Here is a 13,716-nt window from a genome sequence, read left to right as displayed (position 1 = left end):
AGCCGTTACGGGAATTAACCATTTACCGTCTTGCTCTCGGACTCATTTGGGCACAATCTGTAGTGGTTGCACTAGGGGGCAAGCTCAAGCACTGGTAGAACCAGCGCCGCATAGCTATATGCGGAACAGGTTCTGCTGCGCCGGGCTCCAAGGGCGGCGGACACTTTTTGTTCTCGCGCAAAGACGCGCCGATGCTACCATCGGAACATACGCCCCCGAGTCGGATTTTTGGCCTCCCTTCGGGGGAGGCGCGTACAAGCATTGCAGGGGTCGAAGTCATGGAATTCAGAGACACGGAAAACAGCGTGAACGAGACCGTCACCGACGCCGCCATCAAGGCAGTCACCGAGACCGCGACCAAGCTGGCCGCGGAAGGCGAGAAGCACCAGCGCGACAGCCGCGCGATCAATCCGCACCCCTATCCGGTCGAGGTCGATCATTCGCGCGACGCGCTGCTCACCGATTTCGGCAAGGAGACGTTAAAGGACCGCTATCTGCTGCCCGGCGAGAATTTCCAGGATCTGTTCGTCCGCGTCGCCTCGGCCTATGCCGATGATGCCGCGCACGCCCAGCGCCTCTACGACTATATCTCGAAGCTGTGGTTCATGCCCGCCACGCCGGTCCTGTCGAACGGCGGCACCGGGCGCGGCCTGCCCATTTCCTGCTTTCTCAATTCGGTGCCCGACAGCCTGAACGGCATCGTCGATACCTGGAACGAGAATGTCTGGCTGGCCTCGCGCGGCGGCGGCATCGGCACCTATTGGGGCAATGTCCGCGGCATCGGCGAGCCGGTCGGCCTCAACGGCAAGACCAGCGGCATCATCCCGTTCGTCCGCGTGATGGATTCGCTCACCCTTGCGATCAGCCAGGGTAGCCTGCGCCGCGGCTCGGCCGCCTGCTATCTCGACATCTCGCACCCGGAGATCGAGGAGTTCCTCGAGATCCGCAAGCCGTCGGGCGATTTCAACCGCAAGGCGCTCAATCTCCACCACGGCGTGCTGATCCCCGATGCCTTCATGGAGGCCGTGCGCGACGGCGCCGAGTGGGTGCTCAAGTCGCCCAAGGACGGTTCGGAGCGCGGCAAGGTCGATGCCCGCGCGCTGTTCCAGAAGCTGGTCGAGACCCGTCTCGCCACCGGCGAGCCCTATATCGTCTTCTCCGATATCGTGAACCGGACGATGCCCAAGCATCACCGCGATCTGGGCCTCAAGGTCTCGACCTCGAACCTGTGCAGCGAGATCACCCTGCCGACCGGCAAGGACCATCTCGGCAACGATCGCACCGCGGTCTGCTGCCTGTCGTCGCTCAACCTCGAAACCTGGGACCAGTGGAAGGACGAGAAGGGCTTTATCGAGGACGTGATGCGCTTCCTCGACAATGTCCTTCAGGATTATATCGACCGCGCCGAGCCCGGCATGGAGAAGGCCGCCTATTCCGCCGGCCGCGAGCGTTCGGTGGGCCTGGGCGTGATGGGCTTCCATTCCTTCCTCCAGGCGCGCGGCCTGCCGTTCGAAGGCGCGATGGCGAAGAGCTGGAACATGCGGATCTTCAAGCATGTCCGCGCCCAGGTCGATCAGGCGTCGATGGCGCTCGCGGTCGAGCGCGGCCCGTGCCCCGACGCGGCCGACATGGGCGTGATGGAGCGTTTCTCGTGCAAGATGGCGATCGCGCCGACCGCGTCGATCTCGATCATTTGCGGCGGCACCAGCGCCTGCATCGAGCCGATCCCGGCCAACGTCTATACCCACAAGACGCTGTCGGGCAGCTTCTCGGTCCGCAATCCGTATCTGGAGAAGCTGCTGGTCGAGAAGAGCAAGAATTCCGAAGCGGTGTGGAGCACGATCCTCGAGCAGGGCGGCTCGGTCCAGCATCTCGACTTCCTCTCGCCGGAGGAGAAGGACTGCTACAAGACCAGCTTCGAGATCGATCAGCGCTGGATCCTCGAGCTCGCCGGCGATCGCGCGCCCTATATCGATCAGGCGCAGTCGCTGAACCTGTTCATCCCGGCCGACGTCGAGAAATGGGATCTGCTGATGCTCCACTTCCGCGCCTGGGAGCTGGGCGTGAAGTCCCTCTACTATCTCCGCTCGAAGAGCATCCAGCGCGCCGGCTTCGCGGGCGGTGTCGAGGCCGACAACACGATCGACCTGCGCGAGATCCAGGTCGAGTCCAAGGACTATGACGAATGCCTGGCGTGCCAGTGAGGTGGATAGGGTAGTTCGCCCTGAAAACCCCTCTCCCCTTATGGGAGAGAGTGTTGGGCCGGCTGTGCCCCCGGCGCAGCCTGAACAGCGCGGGGCGCTGTTCACCCAACGCTGGGCCCGCGCCGCGCAGCGGCGTGGGAGGGTGAGGGGGAATGAAGCCGGCCTGACCAAGCGCCAGCTCCTCCCCGCCACGACCCTATTCCGATCGCGTGCGCTTCGCCGTGAAGCGGGGCCGCCCGAGCGGAAGTTGCGCGCCGCGCTGCGATCGAGCTTGCCGGGTGCGAAGTTTCGCTGGCAGGTTCCCATGGGCCCCTATCATGCGGATTTCTGCTCCCATGCGGCTCGTCTGATCGTGGAAGTGGATGACGAGACGCATGCTCCGGCGTGAGAAAGACGAAGCGCGCACGCGCTTCCTGAACGGCGAAGGCTATCGTGTGATCCGCTTCTGGAACAACGATGTGATGACGAACGTCGAGGGCGTGATCGCGGAGATCGCGCGCAATCTGCCATCCGAATTGCGGGGAAGTTTCGCGTGATTGCACGGCCCCCTCACCCTTCCCACCGCCTTCGGCGGCAGGCCCCTTCCCTCTCCCACAAGGGGAGAGGGAACGATGCGTCGCCGAAGGCGCGGAAGGGTGAGGGGCGCGCGCGCCTATTCTGCCTCTTCCTCGAAGATCTCCACCGCCACATCGGCGTTGGCGGAGAGCCGCACCTGATCGCCCTCGACATCGGCGACCAGGCCGAGCGAGATGTAATGATGGTGCCCGGCATGGCTGCCCTCGGCGCCTTCGAGGTCGACGCCCGAATCCTTCTTGGTCAGCTTGATCCGGTCGCCGTCGACATGATCGACGGTGCCGACATGGACGCCGTCGGCGCCGATCACTTCCATATGTTCCCGAATAGCACTCGCATCCGCCATGATCGTTCTCCTGTGGGTTCGGCGTTCCAACGCACGCCCGCCCGAAACGATGCAGCGCCGATCGCGCGCCGTCACCTACCCTTTGGAGGGATCGCATGAAGCCCGTCCGCGTGCCTCTCGCGCTCGCCGCGCTCATCCTGCTCGCCGCCTGCGCGCACCAGGTGCAGAGCGCCGTCGCGCCCGGCGCGCCCGGCTTCCTATATGGGCTGTGGCATGGCTTCATCTTCCCCGTGGCCTGGATATTCTCGCTCTTCGTGCCCGACATCGCGGTCTATGCCGTGCCCAACAACGGTGGCTGGTATGATTTCGGCTATTTCATCGGCGTGGTCTTCCTCGGCGTCGGCGCGAGCGGCGGCAGGAAAGTGGTCTATCGCGATCGCATTATCCGCGAGCGCAATACCCGGATCATCGACCAGTGACGCGCGGCTCGCGGACCCTTCGGGCATGACGCGCGCGCTCGTCCTCCAGGCCGGCATCGGCGCGGTGTCGGGCGTGATCGGGCTGGGGCTGCTGCTCCGCCCGCGCGACGCCGGCCGCCTGCTCGGCGTGCCCGAGGGCGAGCCCGCCACCTATGGCCTGCGCATCGCCGGCATGATGCTGGCCGCGCTCGGCCTGTTCCTCACCGGCTTCGCGACGGTGTTCGCGCTGGCGACGGGAGGGGCGGCGTGATCTGGTGGGTCGCCTTGCTCTGGCTTCCCTTCGCTGGGCTCTCCATGTTCGGCGGCAGGGCGATCTTTCGTCATGCGCGGAAACTGGCGGATGCCACGATCGATTTCGAGGCGAGGGGGCCGATCAAGCCACCTGCTTGGCACACGGGTCAGAAAAGCCGTGCCATCGAAACCGCCGGCTATAAGTTCGTCGGAGCCTTCGTAATTCTATGGGGGGCGCTGCTCGGCATCGTCTGTCTCGCCAATCTCGCTTTTTCTTTCTTCCAGTAATCGCCCAGGAGTAACCCGCATGTCCCTTCTCCAAGCCCGCAAGACCTACAAGCCCTTCGAATATCCCTGGGCCTATGAGTTCTGGAAGCGCCAGCAGCAGATCCACTGGATGCCGGAGGAAGTGCCGCTGGGCGAGGATTGCCGCGACTGGGCGCAAAAGCTCTCCGATCACGAGCGCAACCTGCTCACGCAGATCTTCCGCTTCTTCACCCAGGCCGACGTGGAGGTGCAGGATTGCTACCACGAGAAATATGGCCGGGTGTTCAAGCCCACCGAGATCAAGATGATGCTCGCCGCCTTCTCCAACATGGAGACGGTGCACATCGCCGCCTACAGCCATCTGCTCGATACGATCGGCATGCCCGAAAGCGAGTACGGCATGTTCCTCGAATATGCCGAGATGAAGGACAAGCACGATTATCTCGGCACCTTCGGCGTCGACAGCGATGAGGATATCGCCAAGACGCTGGCGATGTTCGGCGGCTTCACCGAGGGACTTCAGCTCTTCGCCAGCTTCGCGATGCTGATGAACTTTCCGCGCTTCAACAAGATGAAGGGCATGGGCCAGATCGTCTCCTGGTCGGTCCGCGACGAGAGCCTGCACTGCGAAGGCATCATCAAGCTGTTCCACACCTTCGTCCGCGAGCGCGATTGCCTCACCAAGTCGGTGCGCGGCGAGATCATGGACATGTGCCAGACGACGGTGCGGCTCGAGGACGCCTTCATCGATCTCGCCTTCGAGCAGGGCCCGGTCAACGGCATGACGCCCAAGGAGATCAAGAAGTATATCCGCTACATCGCGGACTGGCGCCTGGGCCAGCTCGGCATGAAGCCGATCTACATGATCGACGAGCACCCGCTCCCCTGGCTCGCCCCGCTGCTGAACGGCGTCGAGCACGCCAATTTCTTCGAGCAGCGCGCGACGGAATATTCCAAGGGCGCGACGCGCGGCAACTGGAACGAAGTGTGGGACTCGTTCGACAAGCGCCAGAAGGCCAAGATCGAGAAGCCGGCGAACGAGGATGCCGGGGAGGGCGGGGACATGTTCTCCAAGGCCGGGATCGCGGCGGAATAAGACGGTCTTGATCCGGGTGGCACGAGGCTTCCGTCTCGAAATCCGGTAGGTCCGATCCGGGAGGACAGGTGGCAATGCTTCCTGTCCGACCAGCGGATCGGAGCTTGCGTCACCCCGGACTTGTTCGGGATTCGTCCCCGTCGAACATGGATGCGCTCGCACTTTCCCCGGCGAAGGCCGGGGCTCAGTTGCCACCCCATTCATCCCCCAGCAAGAAACCGTACCCCCAAAGCCACACCCGCCGGAAACTGCCCCTCCCGCTGTCATCGCATTGCAACAAAAGGACTCCCCCGCGCTTTAGTCTCATGCCGATGCCGCCAGGCGCCCCGCGTAACAGGGGCCATGCGGCATCGGCCCGTAGTCACAAGTGCAAAGGTTTCCCCACATGCGTATCCTTCTCGCCGCGGCCGTTGCCGCGGTCCTTCCTGTCGCCGCTTACGCGCAGGACACCGAAACCAGCCCCACCGAGACCAGCGTCGCCACCAGCCCCGATGGCTCGCGCCCCTTCGGCATCGAGCCCTATTTCGGCGTGATGGGCGGCTATGAGCAGTTCGACGACACCAATCCCGCGGCCGGCATCCCCCATGCCCCCGGCGGCAAGGATTTCGACGGCGGCATCGTCCAGGGCGTCGCCGGCGTGAACGTGCCGCTCGGCCCCTTGTTCGTCGGCGTGGAGGGCAATGCCACCAAGGGCTTCAAGGGCGCGATTGATTGGGAATATGGCGTCGCCGGCCGCGCGGGCGTGCGGCTGGGCGATAGCGGCATGATCTACGGCAAGGCCGGCTATCAGTGGGTCAATTTCGATGCACTGGGCAACGACAGCCGCGATTTCCACGCCGTCACCGCCGGCCTCGGCGTCGAGGTTGGCCCCAAGTCGATCGGCCTTGGCGGCATCACCGGCAATTCGGGCATCCGCCTGCGGCTCGAAGTCAACAGCTTCGGCAATTTCAACAGCTTCCAGCCGGTAGCGGGCGTCATCGCCCACTTCTGAGCAAGCCGTTCCGGCGGGCGCGGCGGGAGCAATCCCGTCGCGCCTGCGGGACCATATGAAAACATTTTCCTACACGAACCAATATGGCTAAATGACTACGCTCCAACCAACCGGAGCCGAGTCCATGAAGCACGATCATCCCACGCCGGTCCCCCGCCGATCCGCTGGCCCCGGCCGATTATGCCGCCCCGCCGATCCTGCGCGGCCATGATCCGCAGGAGGCGCCGTTCGACATCGACAGCGACTGGTAAGGCCTCGCACGCGCGATGACCCGCGACCTTTGCGACTTTAGGGTATCGGGATACCGCTCCGCCACGGCCTCCGGGCCGGGTGTCCGGCACCCCCCGCGCAAATTTCTTCGCAGTTGCGGTAGAACGAGGCGAGCGTTTACGTTTCGTTAACAATTCGCGTTCATCTTTCGGTAAGCTTTTCAGATCGATGAAACTTTCCAGGGGGAAGCCAATGTACCGGCTCGTCTGCGCGCTTTTCATCGTGCCCGCTCTCGCCGCATGCGCGGGCAAGACGCCCCATGCCGATCTCGGCATGAACGCGGCGCCGTCCACCCATGTCGTCGAGCCTGCCTGGCGCAAGGCGATCGCGCCGCAGGACAGCGATCGGCTCGCCATATTGCCCGCCGAATGGGCGAAGCTCCACGGCAAGCTGCGCCCCGCGACGCGCACCGCTCAGGGGCCGCTGCTCGATCCCACCGCCGGCCTCGCCAATGCCGAGCTGCCGCCGGGCTCCTATCGCTGCCGCACGCTCCATCTGCGCGCCGCCGCGCGCGGACCCGCATCGGTCAGGGCGACGCCGCAGGGCTTCTGCTATGTCTCGGGCGAGGCGGATTCGCTTGCCTTCTCCAAGCAGACCGGCACCGATATCGCCGCGGGCTATTTCTATCCGGACGGCAAGCGCTACATCTTCCTCGGCGCCCGTCAGCGCCGCGCGGGCGAAAACAGCTATCCCTATGGCGCCGATCCCGATCGCGACGTGGTCGGCGTGGCGGAGCGGGTCGGCAATTTCCGCTGGCGCCTGGCGGTGACGGGCCAGCGCGCGGGTGATGTCGACGTCTATGAGCTTACGCCCGTGCCCGCGGAACAGCAGCCCAGGGGCTAGTTGCGCGGGGCGTCCGTGTGTGTATTGTGCAAGCAATACACCAAGGAGCCCTGGATGATCCTCGCTGCCGCCGCCCTCGCATTCGCCTTGCCCCAGACGGTCGCCATCCCCGCCGGCAATGCGCTGACGGCCGAGATCCAGGCCGCCGATATCGATTTCTTCGCCACCTTCTTCCAGGGCTGCGATCCCGCCCGGCTGGGCCGGATGGTAACCCCCGATTTCGAGATGTACCATGATCGCGACGGCGTGGTGGCGACCAGCGGCGAGGCCTTTGTCGCCCTTTATGCCAAGGGGTGCGAGGCGAAGAAGGCGCCCGACGCCTGGCGCAGCCGCCGCGAGCTGGTGGCGGGCACGCTGCATGTCGATCCGGTCCCCGGCTTCGGCGCGATCGAAGAGGGCGATCATATCTTCTACGAGCGTCAGGGCGACGGGCCGGAAAAGCTGGTCGGCCGCGCCCATTTCGTCCAGCTCTGGCGCAAGGCGGCGGATGGCTGGCGGCTGGCGCGGGTGCTCAGCTACGCCCATCGCGCGCTGCCCTGATCGGCCGGGCGCCGCGCCCCGGTTTGACGCCGGTCAACGCTCCGGCGCGGTCAGGCCCTAGTCTCTCCGGCCATGTCCCAAGCCACGCCTTTCGAACGGATCGGCGGCGCCGAAGTCGTCCGCGCCCTTGCCGCCCGCTTCTATGCGCTGCTCGACGCCGACCCGGATTATGCCGAGCTGCGTGCGCTCCACGGCGCGGATCTGGAGCCGATCCGCGAGTCGCTCGCCTTGTTCCTCCAGGCCTGGCTGGGCGGCCCGCGCGACTGGTTCGAGGCGCGGCCGGGCACCTGCATCATGCGGCTCCACCGGGCGATGTCGGTCACGCCGGTACTTGCGGGGCAATGGTCCGATGCGATGCTGCGCTCGATCGCCGCCGATCCGCGGATCGATCCGGCCCTGGCGCGTCAGCTCGGCGAGGCGCTGGACCGGATGGCCTTCGCCATGGTCCCCCGCCCGGAGATGGCGGCGGGGTAGGGCCAGGATCAGCGCTCCCCTCCCTGCTTGCGGGGAGGGGAATCCCAATGTCGATCGCTCCCAGCCGGTCAGCGGTGCTCGTCGGGCTTGCGATAGCCGTCGTGGCACGCCCCGCACGTCTTGCCCACCTCGCCGAATTGCGCGGCGAAGCCGGCCTTGTCGCCCGCCTTGGCAAGCTCAGCCAGCTTGGCCGCCGCTGCGGCATAATCGGCTGCCTTGGCCTCGAAGCCCGCCCGGTCGCTCCATACCGTGGGCAGCGCGTTGGAGGGCGCCCCGTCGCTGCCGGCGGGGAACATGCCTGGGATCGCCTTGGCCCAGCCGGCAAGGGAGCGCGCGGCGAATGCCTGGCCGGCCACGTCGTCGCCGCGTTCGACGATGCCCTTCATGCCGTTGAACAGCGCCCCTGACATGCGGAACGCCGCCTGCCGTCCGGCGATTGCGCTGCCCGCATCGGCGGCGACGGGCTTGCCGCTGGCCGAGGCGACCGCCGTTCCGAGCAGCAGCGCCGCGCCCGCCAAGCCCCAGGTTCCAAGCCGCATGACTGCCTCCATGTTGGGTTTGACTGTCACGCTATCCCACCGGCCGGGAACGGGCAATCGTCCATGGAAGTGTATCCATTCCGGAGCGAGTCCCATCCGAAGCGGAGCGCGGCTGGGCTATGGGGCGGCGATGTCCGAAAGCCTGCCCCCGGTCGAATATGCCTGCGAACGCTGCGGCGGCGTCGCGGTCACCCGCGATGCCTGGGCGGAATGGGATGTGGCGCTGCAGGCCTGGGTGCTCAGCGAGACCTTCGATTTCGCCTTCTGCCACCAATGCCACCGCGGCACGCGGCTGGCCGAGCGGCCGGCATCTCAGGAGCGATAGATGCCGGCGAGCGAATTGGGATCGGCGCGGACGATCTCGACCTCGACCATCTCGCCGATCGCGGCGTCGGTCGCCAGATGCACCGATTGCAGCCATGGCGATTTGCCGAGCATCTGGCCGGGCAGCTTGCCCCGGCGCTCGATCAGCACCGCGCAGCTTTTGCCCAGGGTGGCGGCGTTGAAGGCGGCCTGATCGCGGTTGAGCGCGGCCTGGAGCCGCTGGAGCCGTTCGTCCATCACCTCGGCGGGCACGAAGGCGTCGGACATCTCCGCCGCCGGGGTGCCGGGGCGGGGGCTGTACTTGAAGCTGAAGCACTGGGCATAGCCGACCGCATCGACCAGCCGCAGCGTCTCCTCGAACTCGGCGTCGGTCTCGCCGGGAAAGCCGACGATGAAGTCGCCCGACAGTGCGATGTCCGGCCGCGCGGCGCGGACGCGGTCGAGGATGCGCAGATACGAGTCCCGCGTATGCGAGCGGTTCATCGCCTTGAGGATGCGGTCGCTGCCCGATTGCACCGGCAGATGGAGGAACGGCATCAGCTTCTCCACCTCGGCATGGGCGCGGATCAGCCCTTCGCGCATGTCGTTGGGGTGGCTGGTGGTATAGCGGATGCGCGCCAGCCCCTCGATCCGGTCGAGCGCGGCGATCAGCCCGTGCAGCCCGCTTCCCTCGGCGTCATCCCAGGCGTTGACGTTCTGCCCGAGCAGCGTGATCTCCCTGGCCCCGGCATCGACCAGTGCCTTCGCTTCGTCGACGATCGCCGCGAAGGGCCGGCTGACCTCGGCGCCGCGGGTATAGGGCACCACGCAATAGGTGCAGAACTTGTCGCAGCCTTCCTGCACGGTGAGGAAGGCCGAGGGGCCGACCTTGCGCCGCGAGGGCAGCGCGCCGAACTTGCTGGCCACCGGCATGTCGGTATCGATCGCCGATTGGCCGCGCGCGGCCTGCGCCACCAGCTCGGGCAGGTTGTGATAGGCTTGCGGGCCGACCACGACGTCCACCTTGGCGCGGCGGACGATCTCCTCGCCCTCGGCCTGCGCCACGCAGCCCGCCACCGCGATCATCGGCGCGCGGCCATGTTTGCGCAGGCGCCCGATGTCCGAATAGACCTTCTCGGTCGCCTTTTCGCGGATGTGGCAGGTATTGAGGACGACGAGATCGGCATCGTTGGCGTCGGCGGTCGCGGTCAGGCCCTGCGCGGCCATCAGCTCGCCCATCCGCTCGCCGTCATAGACGTTCATCTGGCAACCGAACGACTTGACGTGGAAAGTCTTGGGGGTGGTCATGATCGGCGGGGCTATAGCTTTCCCGGCACTATCCGTCACCCCGGCGAAAGCTTGGGCCGATCGACGCTCGGCCCTTGCAATGTAGGATTTGAGAGCAGACCGGGGAGCCGGCTCTTTCTCATCGTCGAGGCATCCCGAAAGCGTGCGAAGAAACACGCGCGATAGAGTCAAATGAGTCAACCGGCAGGACCAGCGGATGAATCCTTCTCCGGCGAAGGCCGGGAAAGCAGAAAGGCCACCTGCCGCCAGTCCGTGAATTGATCGTGTCGCAGCCCTAAGGCCGTTCCGCCTTGTACCCGATCCCGTCCTCGGCAAACCGGAACGGCCGCAGCGGCTGGCCCAGCGTCGCCACCAGCGCGGTCTCGATCCGCCTGCGGCTCTCGGCGGCGATCACCTTGCGGCCCGGGAAGTCGCGCGGGTGGAAGGGCTCCAGGAAATGCACATCGAGCCGGAAGCTGCCCTTGCGGCTGAGGACACGCTTCGCATTGTCGAGCCCGCGCTCCTGGCCGATCCAGGCGATGTCCTCGCCGGCGGCGTCATAGGCGAGCATCACCGGCTGGACCATCACCCCGGGTGGCGGCGGCTCGAGCACGCGCAGCATCGGCGTCTTGAACGGCAGCAGCGACTTGCCGTCGGTCGTGGTACCTTCGGGAAACACGGTGATCGCCCAATTCTCCGCCAGCGCGTCGCGGAGCTGGTTGATCTGCTCGGCGACGCCCAGCCGGTTCTCGCGCTTGACATAGACGGTGCGGTTGAGCCCCGCGAGCCAGCCCACGATCGGCGAGGTCGCGATCTCCGCCTTGGCGACGAAGGCCGTGCCGCTGGCGCCGCCCAGCGCGAGAATATCGATCCAGCTCAGATGGTTGGAGATATAGAAGACGTCGCGTTTCAACGGCGTGCCGACGCGCCGGACCCGCGCGCCGCAGATCCGCGCGGCGGTGCTCAGGAAATGGCGCGGCCAGGGGGAGGGGAGGTGGAACAGGCGGAACAGATAATGGAGCGGCACGAACAGCATCAGCGCGCCCACCAGCATCGCGACGCGTGTAGTCAGCCGCATCCGTTCGGCCGGGGTCAGCTTGGCGGGGATGCCCTGGGCGGCCTGTTCGCGCCGCCGCGCGGCGGCTTCAGCTCTTGCGGTCGAGCGCGACGCCATAAAGCTCCATCCGGTGATCGACGAGCCGGAAGCCCAGCCGCTCGGCGATCTGCTTCTGGAGCTGCTCCAGCTCGGGATCGACGAACTCGATCACGCGGCCGGTCTCGACGTCGATCAGATGGTCGTGATGCGCCTCGGGCGCGGGCTCGTAGCGCGCGCGGCCGTCGCCGAAATCATGGCGGTCGAGGATGCCGGCCTCCTCGAACAGCCGCACGGTGCGATAGACCGTGGCGATCGAGATGCCGGGGTCGATCGCGGAGGCGCGTTCATACACCTTCTCGACGTCGGGATGATCTTCGGCGTCGGAAAGGACGCGCGCGATCACCTTGCGCTGTTCGGTAATGCGCAGGCCTTTTTCATGGCAGAGCGCTTCGAGATCGATCTTGCGAGGCATGATGCCGATGTAACGCCATTGGCGCCTCGGGGGAAGGGCGCGACTGCGCGCAAAAACAAAACGCCGGCCGGGGCGCTTGCCCTGGCCGGCGTCTGGTTCCCGCCCCCTCGAAAGGAGGGTATCGGGATCAGCGCTTGCGGCGCTTGGTGCCCAGGCCGATCTTCTTGGCGAGCGTGCGGCGCTGCTCGGCATAGTTCGGGGCGACCATCGGATAGTCGGCCGGCAGGTTCCACTTGGCGCGATACTGTTCCGGGGTCATCTGATAATGGGTCATCAGGTGGCGCTTCAGCATCTTCAGCTTCTTGCCGTCTTCGAGGCAGACGATGAAGTCCGGCTTCACCGAAGAGCGAATCGAAACGGCCGGCTCCTGCTTCACTTCCGGTTCCACGACGGCGGTGCCGAGACCGGTGAGCGCGCTGTGCACGTTCTGGATCAGTAGCGGAAGATCCGAAACGGCAACACTATTGTTGCTGACATGGGCAGAAACAATATCCGCTGTCAGGGTGACCAACGTTTCCTGAATGTCTGATGAAGCGTCCATGGTTTTCCTTTCGACCCGATTGCGGGCGACTATATATGTCGCCTGGGCGCCCTATCGGACCAATTCGCTTCGATGGCAAGCGCTTAACCATCTACTGCGCAAAAATTCAGATGAACTTCCGGGCAAAGGTTTGTGCATCAAACGCTTGTCCGGTGTTGCCGCGATAGTAAGCGCGGCGTTCTCCGACCTTGTCGAAACCTTCGCGACGATAAAGTTGGACCGCTTCATTGCCGGAACGGACCTCAAGATGCATTTCGACGACTCCGCGATCACGCGCTTCGGCGACAACTGCGCGAAGAAGTGCGCCCGCTATTCCCCGGCGGCGCGCGGCGGGGCGGGTGGCGAGCAGCAGCAACTCGGCCTCGTCTCCGGTCGAGCGTGCCATTGCGAAGCCCGAATCGATTCCGTCCAGGCTGGCGATCACCAGCCATACGCCCGGCAGCGAGAGCATCCCCATGCACTGGGCGCTGGTCCATGCCTCGCCGAAGCGCGGATCGAACGCTTCCTGCATGATGGCGCTGACGGCGGGCACGTCCTGGATGCCGCCTTCGCGCAGCTCGGTGAGGTTAAGGGTGCTGCTCATGCCAGCCCCCGCTCGGCCAGCGTCCTGGCATCGGGCGCGCGGCCATAGATCGGGCGCGGCGGCAGCGCGGCGAATGCGGCGGGAAGCAGCAGCGCGTCGGCGGCGCGGGGCAATGCCTCCCGCAGGTCGCGGTCGGGCGCGAGGGCGGCGAGATGGCGGACGCCGCTGCCGATCGCGGCGCGGGTGCCGATCGCGTCGAGCGCGGCGGCCGGAAGGAGCTAGCGGAGCGGACCGTCCTCGGCCAGGGGGGAAGAAGCGAACCCCTTCATAAAACCTTCCCCGTGGCCGCCTTCGAGCACGACGGCAAGCGCGGCCAGGGCCGGGTCCGGGGCGAAGCCCGCCGCCGCCAGCAGCGCGAGCGACGAATAGCCCTGGACTTCGGCGCTCCAGCCGATCGCCAGCCCGCGCGCCGCGGCCAGCCCCACCCGGACGCCGGTGAAGCTGCCGGGGCCGACATCGACGAGGATGCGCGCCGCGCGTCCCTGGCCGGGCAGGTCGGCGATCATCGGCACCAGCCGTTCGGCATGGCCGCGCCCGACGACTTCATGCGCCTGGGCGAGCAGGATGCCGTCTTCCAGCAACGCCACCGAACAGGCGGCAGTCGCGGTTTCGATCACCAGGATACGCGGGCCAATGGACAT

General features: G+C 66.0%; 19 protein-coding genes and 1 pseudogene. 12 read left to right on the top strand and 8 right to left on the bottom strand.

All coding sequences use genetic code 11. The annotated features are described in order from the left end of the window. Nucleotides 1-278: 278 nt before the first annotated feature. Genes HB724_RS01760 through HB724_RS20335 form a run of 3 tightly spaced genes read left to right on the top strand, consistent with a single transcriptional unit; the run spans nucleotide 279 to nucleotide 2,740 of the window. Nucleotides 279-2,204 carry a ribonucleoside-diphosphate reductase subunit alpha gene (locus HB724_RS01760; protein ID WP_213979171.1) on the top strand — a complete coding sequence of 642 codons (1,926 nt, stop codon included), beginning with the start codon at nucleotides 279-281 and terminating at the stop codon, nucleotides 2,202-2,204. Further along, the gene (locus HB724_RS01755) at nucleotides 2,179-2,592 is read left to right on the top strand and encodes a DUF559 domain-containing protein (protein ID WP_346344646.1); all 414 of its coding nucleotides are present in this window, start codon (nucleotides 2,179-2,181) and stop codon (nucleotides 2,590-2,592) included. The genes HB724_RS01760 and HB724_RS01755 overlap by 26 nt, the downstream gene beginning before the upstream one ends. After that, the gene (locus tag HB724_RS20335) at nucleotides 2,579-2,740 is read left to right on the top strand and encodes a DUF559 domain-containing protein (RefSeq protein WP_256731242.1); all 162 of its coding nucleotides are present in this window, start codon (nucleotides 2,579-2,581) and stop codon (nucleotides 2,738-2,740) included. The genes HB724_RS01755 and HB724_RS20335 overlap by 14 nt, the downstream gene beginning before the upstream one ends. Nucleotides 2,741-2,856: 116 nt before the next feature. Here the strand turns inward: HB724_RS20335 and HB724_RS01750 are convergent, their stop codons facing one another. Then, entirely contained in the window at nucleotides 2,857-3,123 is a 267-nt protein-coding gene (locus tag HB724_RS01750; RefSeq protein WP_213979170.1) for a DUF2171 domain-containing protein, read from the bottom strand. Nucleotides 3,124-3,218: 95 nt separating this feature from the next. On the opposite strand from HB724_RS01750, the gene HB724_RS01745 reads away from it, so the two are divergent. The 8 genes from HB724_RS01745 (at nucleotide 3,219) to HB724_RS01710 (ending at nucleotide 8,254) form a co-directional block, all read left to right on the top strand. After that, on the top strand, nucleotides 3,219-3,542 hold the full coding sequence (locus HB724_RS01745) for a hypothetical protein (protein WP_213979169.1): 324 nt from the start codon (nucleotides 3,219-3,221) through the stop codon (nucleotides 3,540-3,542). A gap of 25 nt (nucleotides 3,543-3,567) precedes the next feature. Then, the gene (locus HB724_RS01740; RefSeq protein ID WP_213979168.1) at nucleotides 3,568-3,792 is read left to right on the top strand and encodes a hypothetical protein; all 225 of its coding nucleotides are present in this window, start codon (nucleotides 3,568-3,570) and stop codon (nucleotides 3,790-3,792) included. After that, nucleotides 3,789-4,061: a hypothetical protein gene (locus HB724_RS01735; protein WP_213979167.1), complete on the top strand. Its 273-nt coding sequence runs from the start codon at nucleotides 3,789-3,791 to the stop codon at nucleotides 4,059-4,061. The genes HB724_RS01740 and HB724_RS01735 overlap by 4 nt, the downstream gene beginning before the upstream one ends. A 19-nt stretch (nucleotides 4,062-4,080) precedes the next feature. Then, a complete protein-coding gene (locus HB724_RS01730) occupies nucleotides 4,081-5,136 on the top strand; it encodes a ribonucleotide-diphosphate reductase subunit beta (RefSeq protein ID WP_213979166.1) in 1,056 nt (351 codons plus the stop codon). Nucleotides 5,137-5,521: 385 nt separating this feature from the next. Beyond that, a complete protein-coding gene (locus tag HB724_RS01725) occupies nucleotides 5,522-6,127 on the top strand; it encodes an opacity protein (RefSeq protein WP_213979165.1) in 606 nt (201 codons plus the stop codon). Nucleotides 6,128-6,589: 462 nt separating this feature from the next. Then, nucleotides 6,590-7,240, top strand: a complete 651-nt coding sequence (locus HB724_RS01720) for a DUF4893 domain-containing protein (RefSeq protein ID WP_213979164.1) — start codon at nucleotides 6,590-6,592, stop codon at nucleotides 7,238-7,240. Nucleotides 7,241-7,294: 54 nt separating this feature from the next. After that, nucleotides 7,295-7,780, top strand: a complete 486-nt coding sequence (locus HB724_RS01715) for a nuclear transport factor 2 family protein (protein ID WP_213979163.1) — start codon at nucleotides 7,295-7,297, stop codon at nucleotides 7,778-7,780. A gap of 72 nt (nucleotides 7,781-7,852) precedes the next feature. Further along, nucleotides 7,853-8,254 carry a globin gene (locus HB724_RS01710; protein WP_213979162.1) on the top strand — a complete coding sequence of 134 codons (402 nt, stop codon included), beginning with the start codon at nucleotides 7,853-7,855 and terminating at the stop codon, nucleotides 8,252-8,254. Between the two features lie 68 nt (nucleotides 8,255-8,322). Here HB724_RS01710 and HB724_RS01705 read toward each other — a convergent pair whose 3' ends face one another. After that, nucleotides 8,323-8,793: a cytochrome c gene (locus HB724_RS01705; protein ID WP_213979161.1), complete on the bottom strand. Its 471-nt coding sequence runs from the start codon at nucleotides 8,791-8,793 to the stop codon at nucleotides 8,323-8,325. A 130-nt stretch (nucleotides 8,794-8,923) separates the two neighbouring features. On the opposite strand from HB724_RS01705, the gene HB724_RS01700 reads away from it, so the two are divergent. Further along, the gene (locus tag HB724_RS01700) at nucleotides 8,924-9,118 is read left to right on the top strand and encodes a hypothetical protein (protein WP_213979218.1); all 195 of its coding nucleotides are present in this window, start codon (nucleotides 8,924-8,926) and stop codon (nucleotides 9,116-9,118) included. Here the strand turns inward: HB724_RS01700 and miaB are convergent. The 6 genes and pseudogenes from miaB to tsaB form a co-directional block, all read right to left on the bottom strand. Then, the gene (gene miaB / locus HB724_RS01695; RefSeq protein ID WP_213979160.1) at nucleotides 9,106-10,404 is read right to left on the bottom strand and encodes a tRNA (N6-isopentenyl adenosine(37)-C2)-methylthiotransferase MiaB; all 1,299 of its coding nucleotides are present in this window, start codon (nucleotides 10,402-10,404) and stop codon (nucleotides 9,106-9,108) included. The genes HB724_RS01700 and miaB overlap by 13 nt on opposite strands. Before the next feature lie 274 nt (nucleotides 10,405-10,678). Continuing rightward, nucleotides 10,679-11,557, bottom strand: coding sequence for a lysophospholipid acyltransferase family protein (locus HB724_RS01690; RefSeq protein ID WP_213979159.1), 879 nt, complete (start codon nucleotides 11,555-11,557; stop codon nucleotides 10,679-10,681). Then, nucleotides 11,529-11,951: a Fur family transcriptional regulator gene (locus tag HB724_RS01685; protein WP_213979158.1), complete on the bottom strand. Its 423-nt coding sequence runs from the start codon at nucleotides 11,949-11,951 to the stop codon at nucleotides 11,529-11,531. Before HB724_RS01685 ends, HB724_RS01690 begins: the two co-directional genes overlap by 29 nt. Before the next feature lie 127 nt (nucleotides 11,952-12,078). Further along, on the bottom strand, nucleotides 12,079-12,492 hold the full coding sequence (locus HB724_RS01680; RefSeq protein ID WP_213979157.1) for a MucR family transcriptional regulator: 414 nt from the start codon (nucleotides 12,490-12,492) through the stop codon (nucleotides 12,079-12,081). A 106-nt stretch (nucleotides 12,493-12,598) separates the two neighbouring features. Beyond that, entirely contained in the window at nucleotides 12,599-13,075 is a 477-nt protein-coding gene (locus HB724_RS01675) for a GNAT family N-acetyltransferase (RefSeq protein ID WP_213979156.1), read from the bottom strand. Further along, nucleotides 13,072-13,716, bottom strand: a pseudogene (gene tsaB, locus HB724_RS01670) (tRNA (adenosine(37)-N6)-threonylcarbamoyltransferase complex dimerization subunit type 1 TsaB). The gene HB724_RS01675 and the pseudogene tsaB overlap by 4 nt, the downstream one beginning before the upstream one ends.

This window comes from Sphingomonas sp. dw_22 (assembly GCF_018449795.1).
Lineage (GTDB): Bacteria > Pseudomonadota > Alphaproteobacteria > Sphingomonadales > Sphingomonadaceae > Sphingomonas.
The sequence above is the reverse complement of the archived record's forward strand: the minus strand, read 5'-3'. Positions and strand labels throughout refer to the sequence as shown.

Excerpts from the sequence above, each read along its gene's own strand:
- HB724_RS01760 (WP_213979171.1), top strand. The coding sequence starts at position 279 with ATGGAATTCAGAGACACGGAAAACAGCGTGAACGAGACCGTCACCGAC.
- HB724_RS01755 (WP_346344646.1), top strand. The coding sequence starts at position 2,179 with ATGACGAATGCCTGGCGTGCCAGTGAGGTGGATAGGGTAGTTCGCCCT.
- HB724_RS20335 (WP_256731242.1), top strand. The coding sequence starts at position 2,579 with ATGCTCCGGCGTGAGAAAGACGAAGCGCGCACGCGCTTCCTGAACGGC.
- HB724_RS01750 (WP_213979170.1), bottom strand. The coding sequence starts at position 3,123 with ATGGCGGATGCGAGTGCTATTCGGGAACATATGGAAGTGATCGGCGCC.
- HB724_RS01745 (WP_213979169.1), top strand. The coding sequence starts at position 3,219 with ATGAAGCCCGTCCGCGTGCCTCTCGCGCTCGCCGCGCTCATCCTGCTC.
- HB724_RS01740 (WP_213979168.1), top strand. The coding sequence starts at position 3,568 with ATGACGCGCGCGCTCGTCCTCCAGGCCGGCATCGGCGCGGTGTCGGGC.
- HB724_RS01730 (WP_213979166.1), top strand. The coding sequence starts at position 4,081 with ATGTCCCTTCTCCAAGCCCGCAAGACCTACAAGCCCTTCGAATATCCC.
- HB724_RS01725 (WP_213979165.1), top strand. The coding sequence starts at position 5,522 with ATGCGTATCCTTCTCGCCGCGGCCGTTGCCGCGGTCCTTCCTGTCGCC.
- HB724_RS01720 (WP_213979164.1), top strand. The coding sequence starts at position 6,590 with ATGTACCGGCTCGTCTGCGCGCTTTTCATCGTGCCCGCTCTCGCCGCA.
- HB724_RS01715 (WP_213979163.1), top strand. The coding sequence starts at position 7,295 with ATGATCCTCGCTGCCGCCGCCCTCGCATTCGCCTTGCCCCAGACGGTC.
- HB724_RS01710 (WP_213979162.1), top strand. The coding sequence starts at position 7,853 with ATGTCCCAAGCCACGCCTTTCGAACGGATCGGCGGCGCCGAAGTCGTC.
- HB724_RS01705 (WP_213979161.1), bottom strand. The coding sequence starts at position 8,793 with ATGCGGCTTGGAACCTGGGGCTTGGCGGGCGCGGCGCTGCTGCTCGGA.
- HB724_RS01700 (WP_213979218.1), top strand. The coding sequence starts at position 8,924 with ATGTCCGAAAGCCTGCCCCCGGTCGAATATGCCTGCGAACGCTGCGGC.
- miaB (WP_213979160.1), bottom strand. The coding sequence starts at position 10,404 with ATGACCACCCCCAAGACTTTCCACGTCAAGTCGTTCGGTTGCCAGATG.
- HB724_RS01690 (WP_213979159.1), bottom strand. The coding sequence starts at position 11,557 with ATGGCGTCGCGCTCGACCGCAAGAGCTGAAGCCGCCGCGCGGCGGCGC.
- HB724_RS01685 (WP_213979158.1), bottom strand. The coding sequence starts at position 11,951 with ATGCCTCGCAAGATCGATCTCGAAGCGCTCTGCCATGAAAAAGGCCTG.
- HB724_RS01680 (WP_213979157.1), bottom strand. The coding sequence starts at position 12,492 with ATGGACGCTTCATCAGACATTCAGGAAACGTTGGTCACCCTGACAGCG.
- HB724_RS01675 (WP_213979156.1), bottom strand. The coding sequence starts at position 13,075 with ATGAGCAGCACCCTTAACCTCACCGAGCTGCGCGAAGGCGGCATCCAG.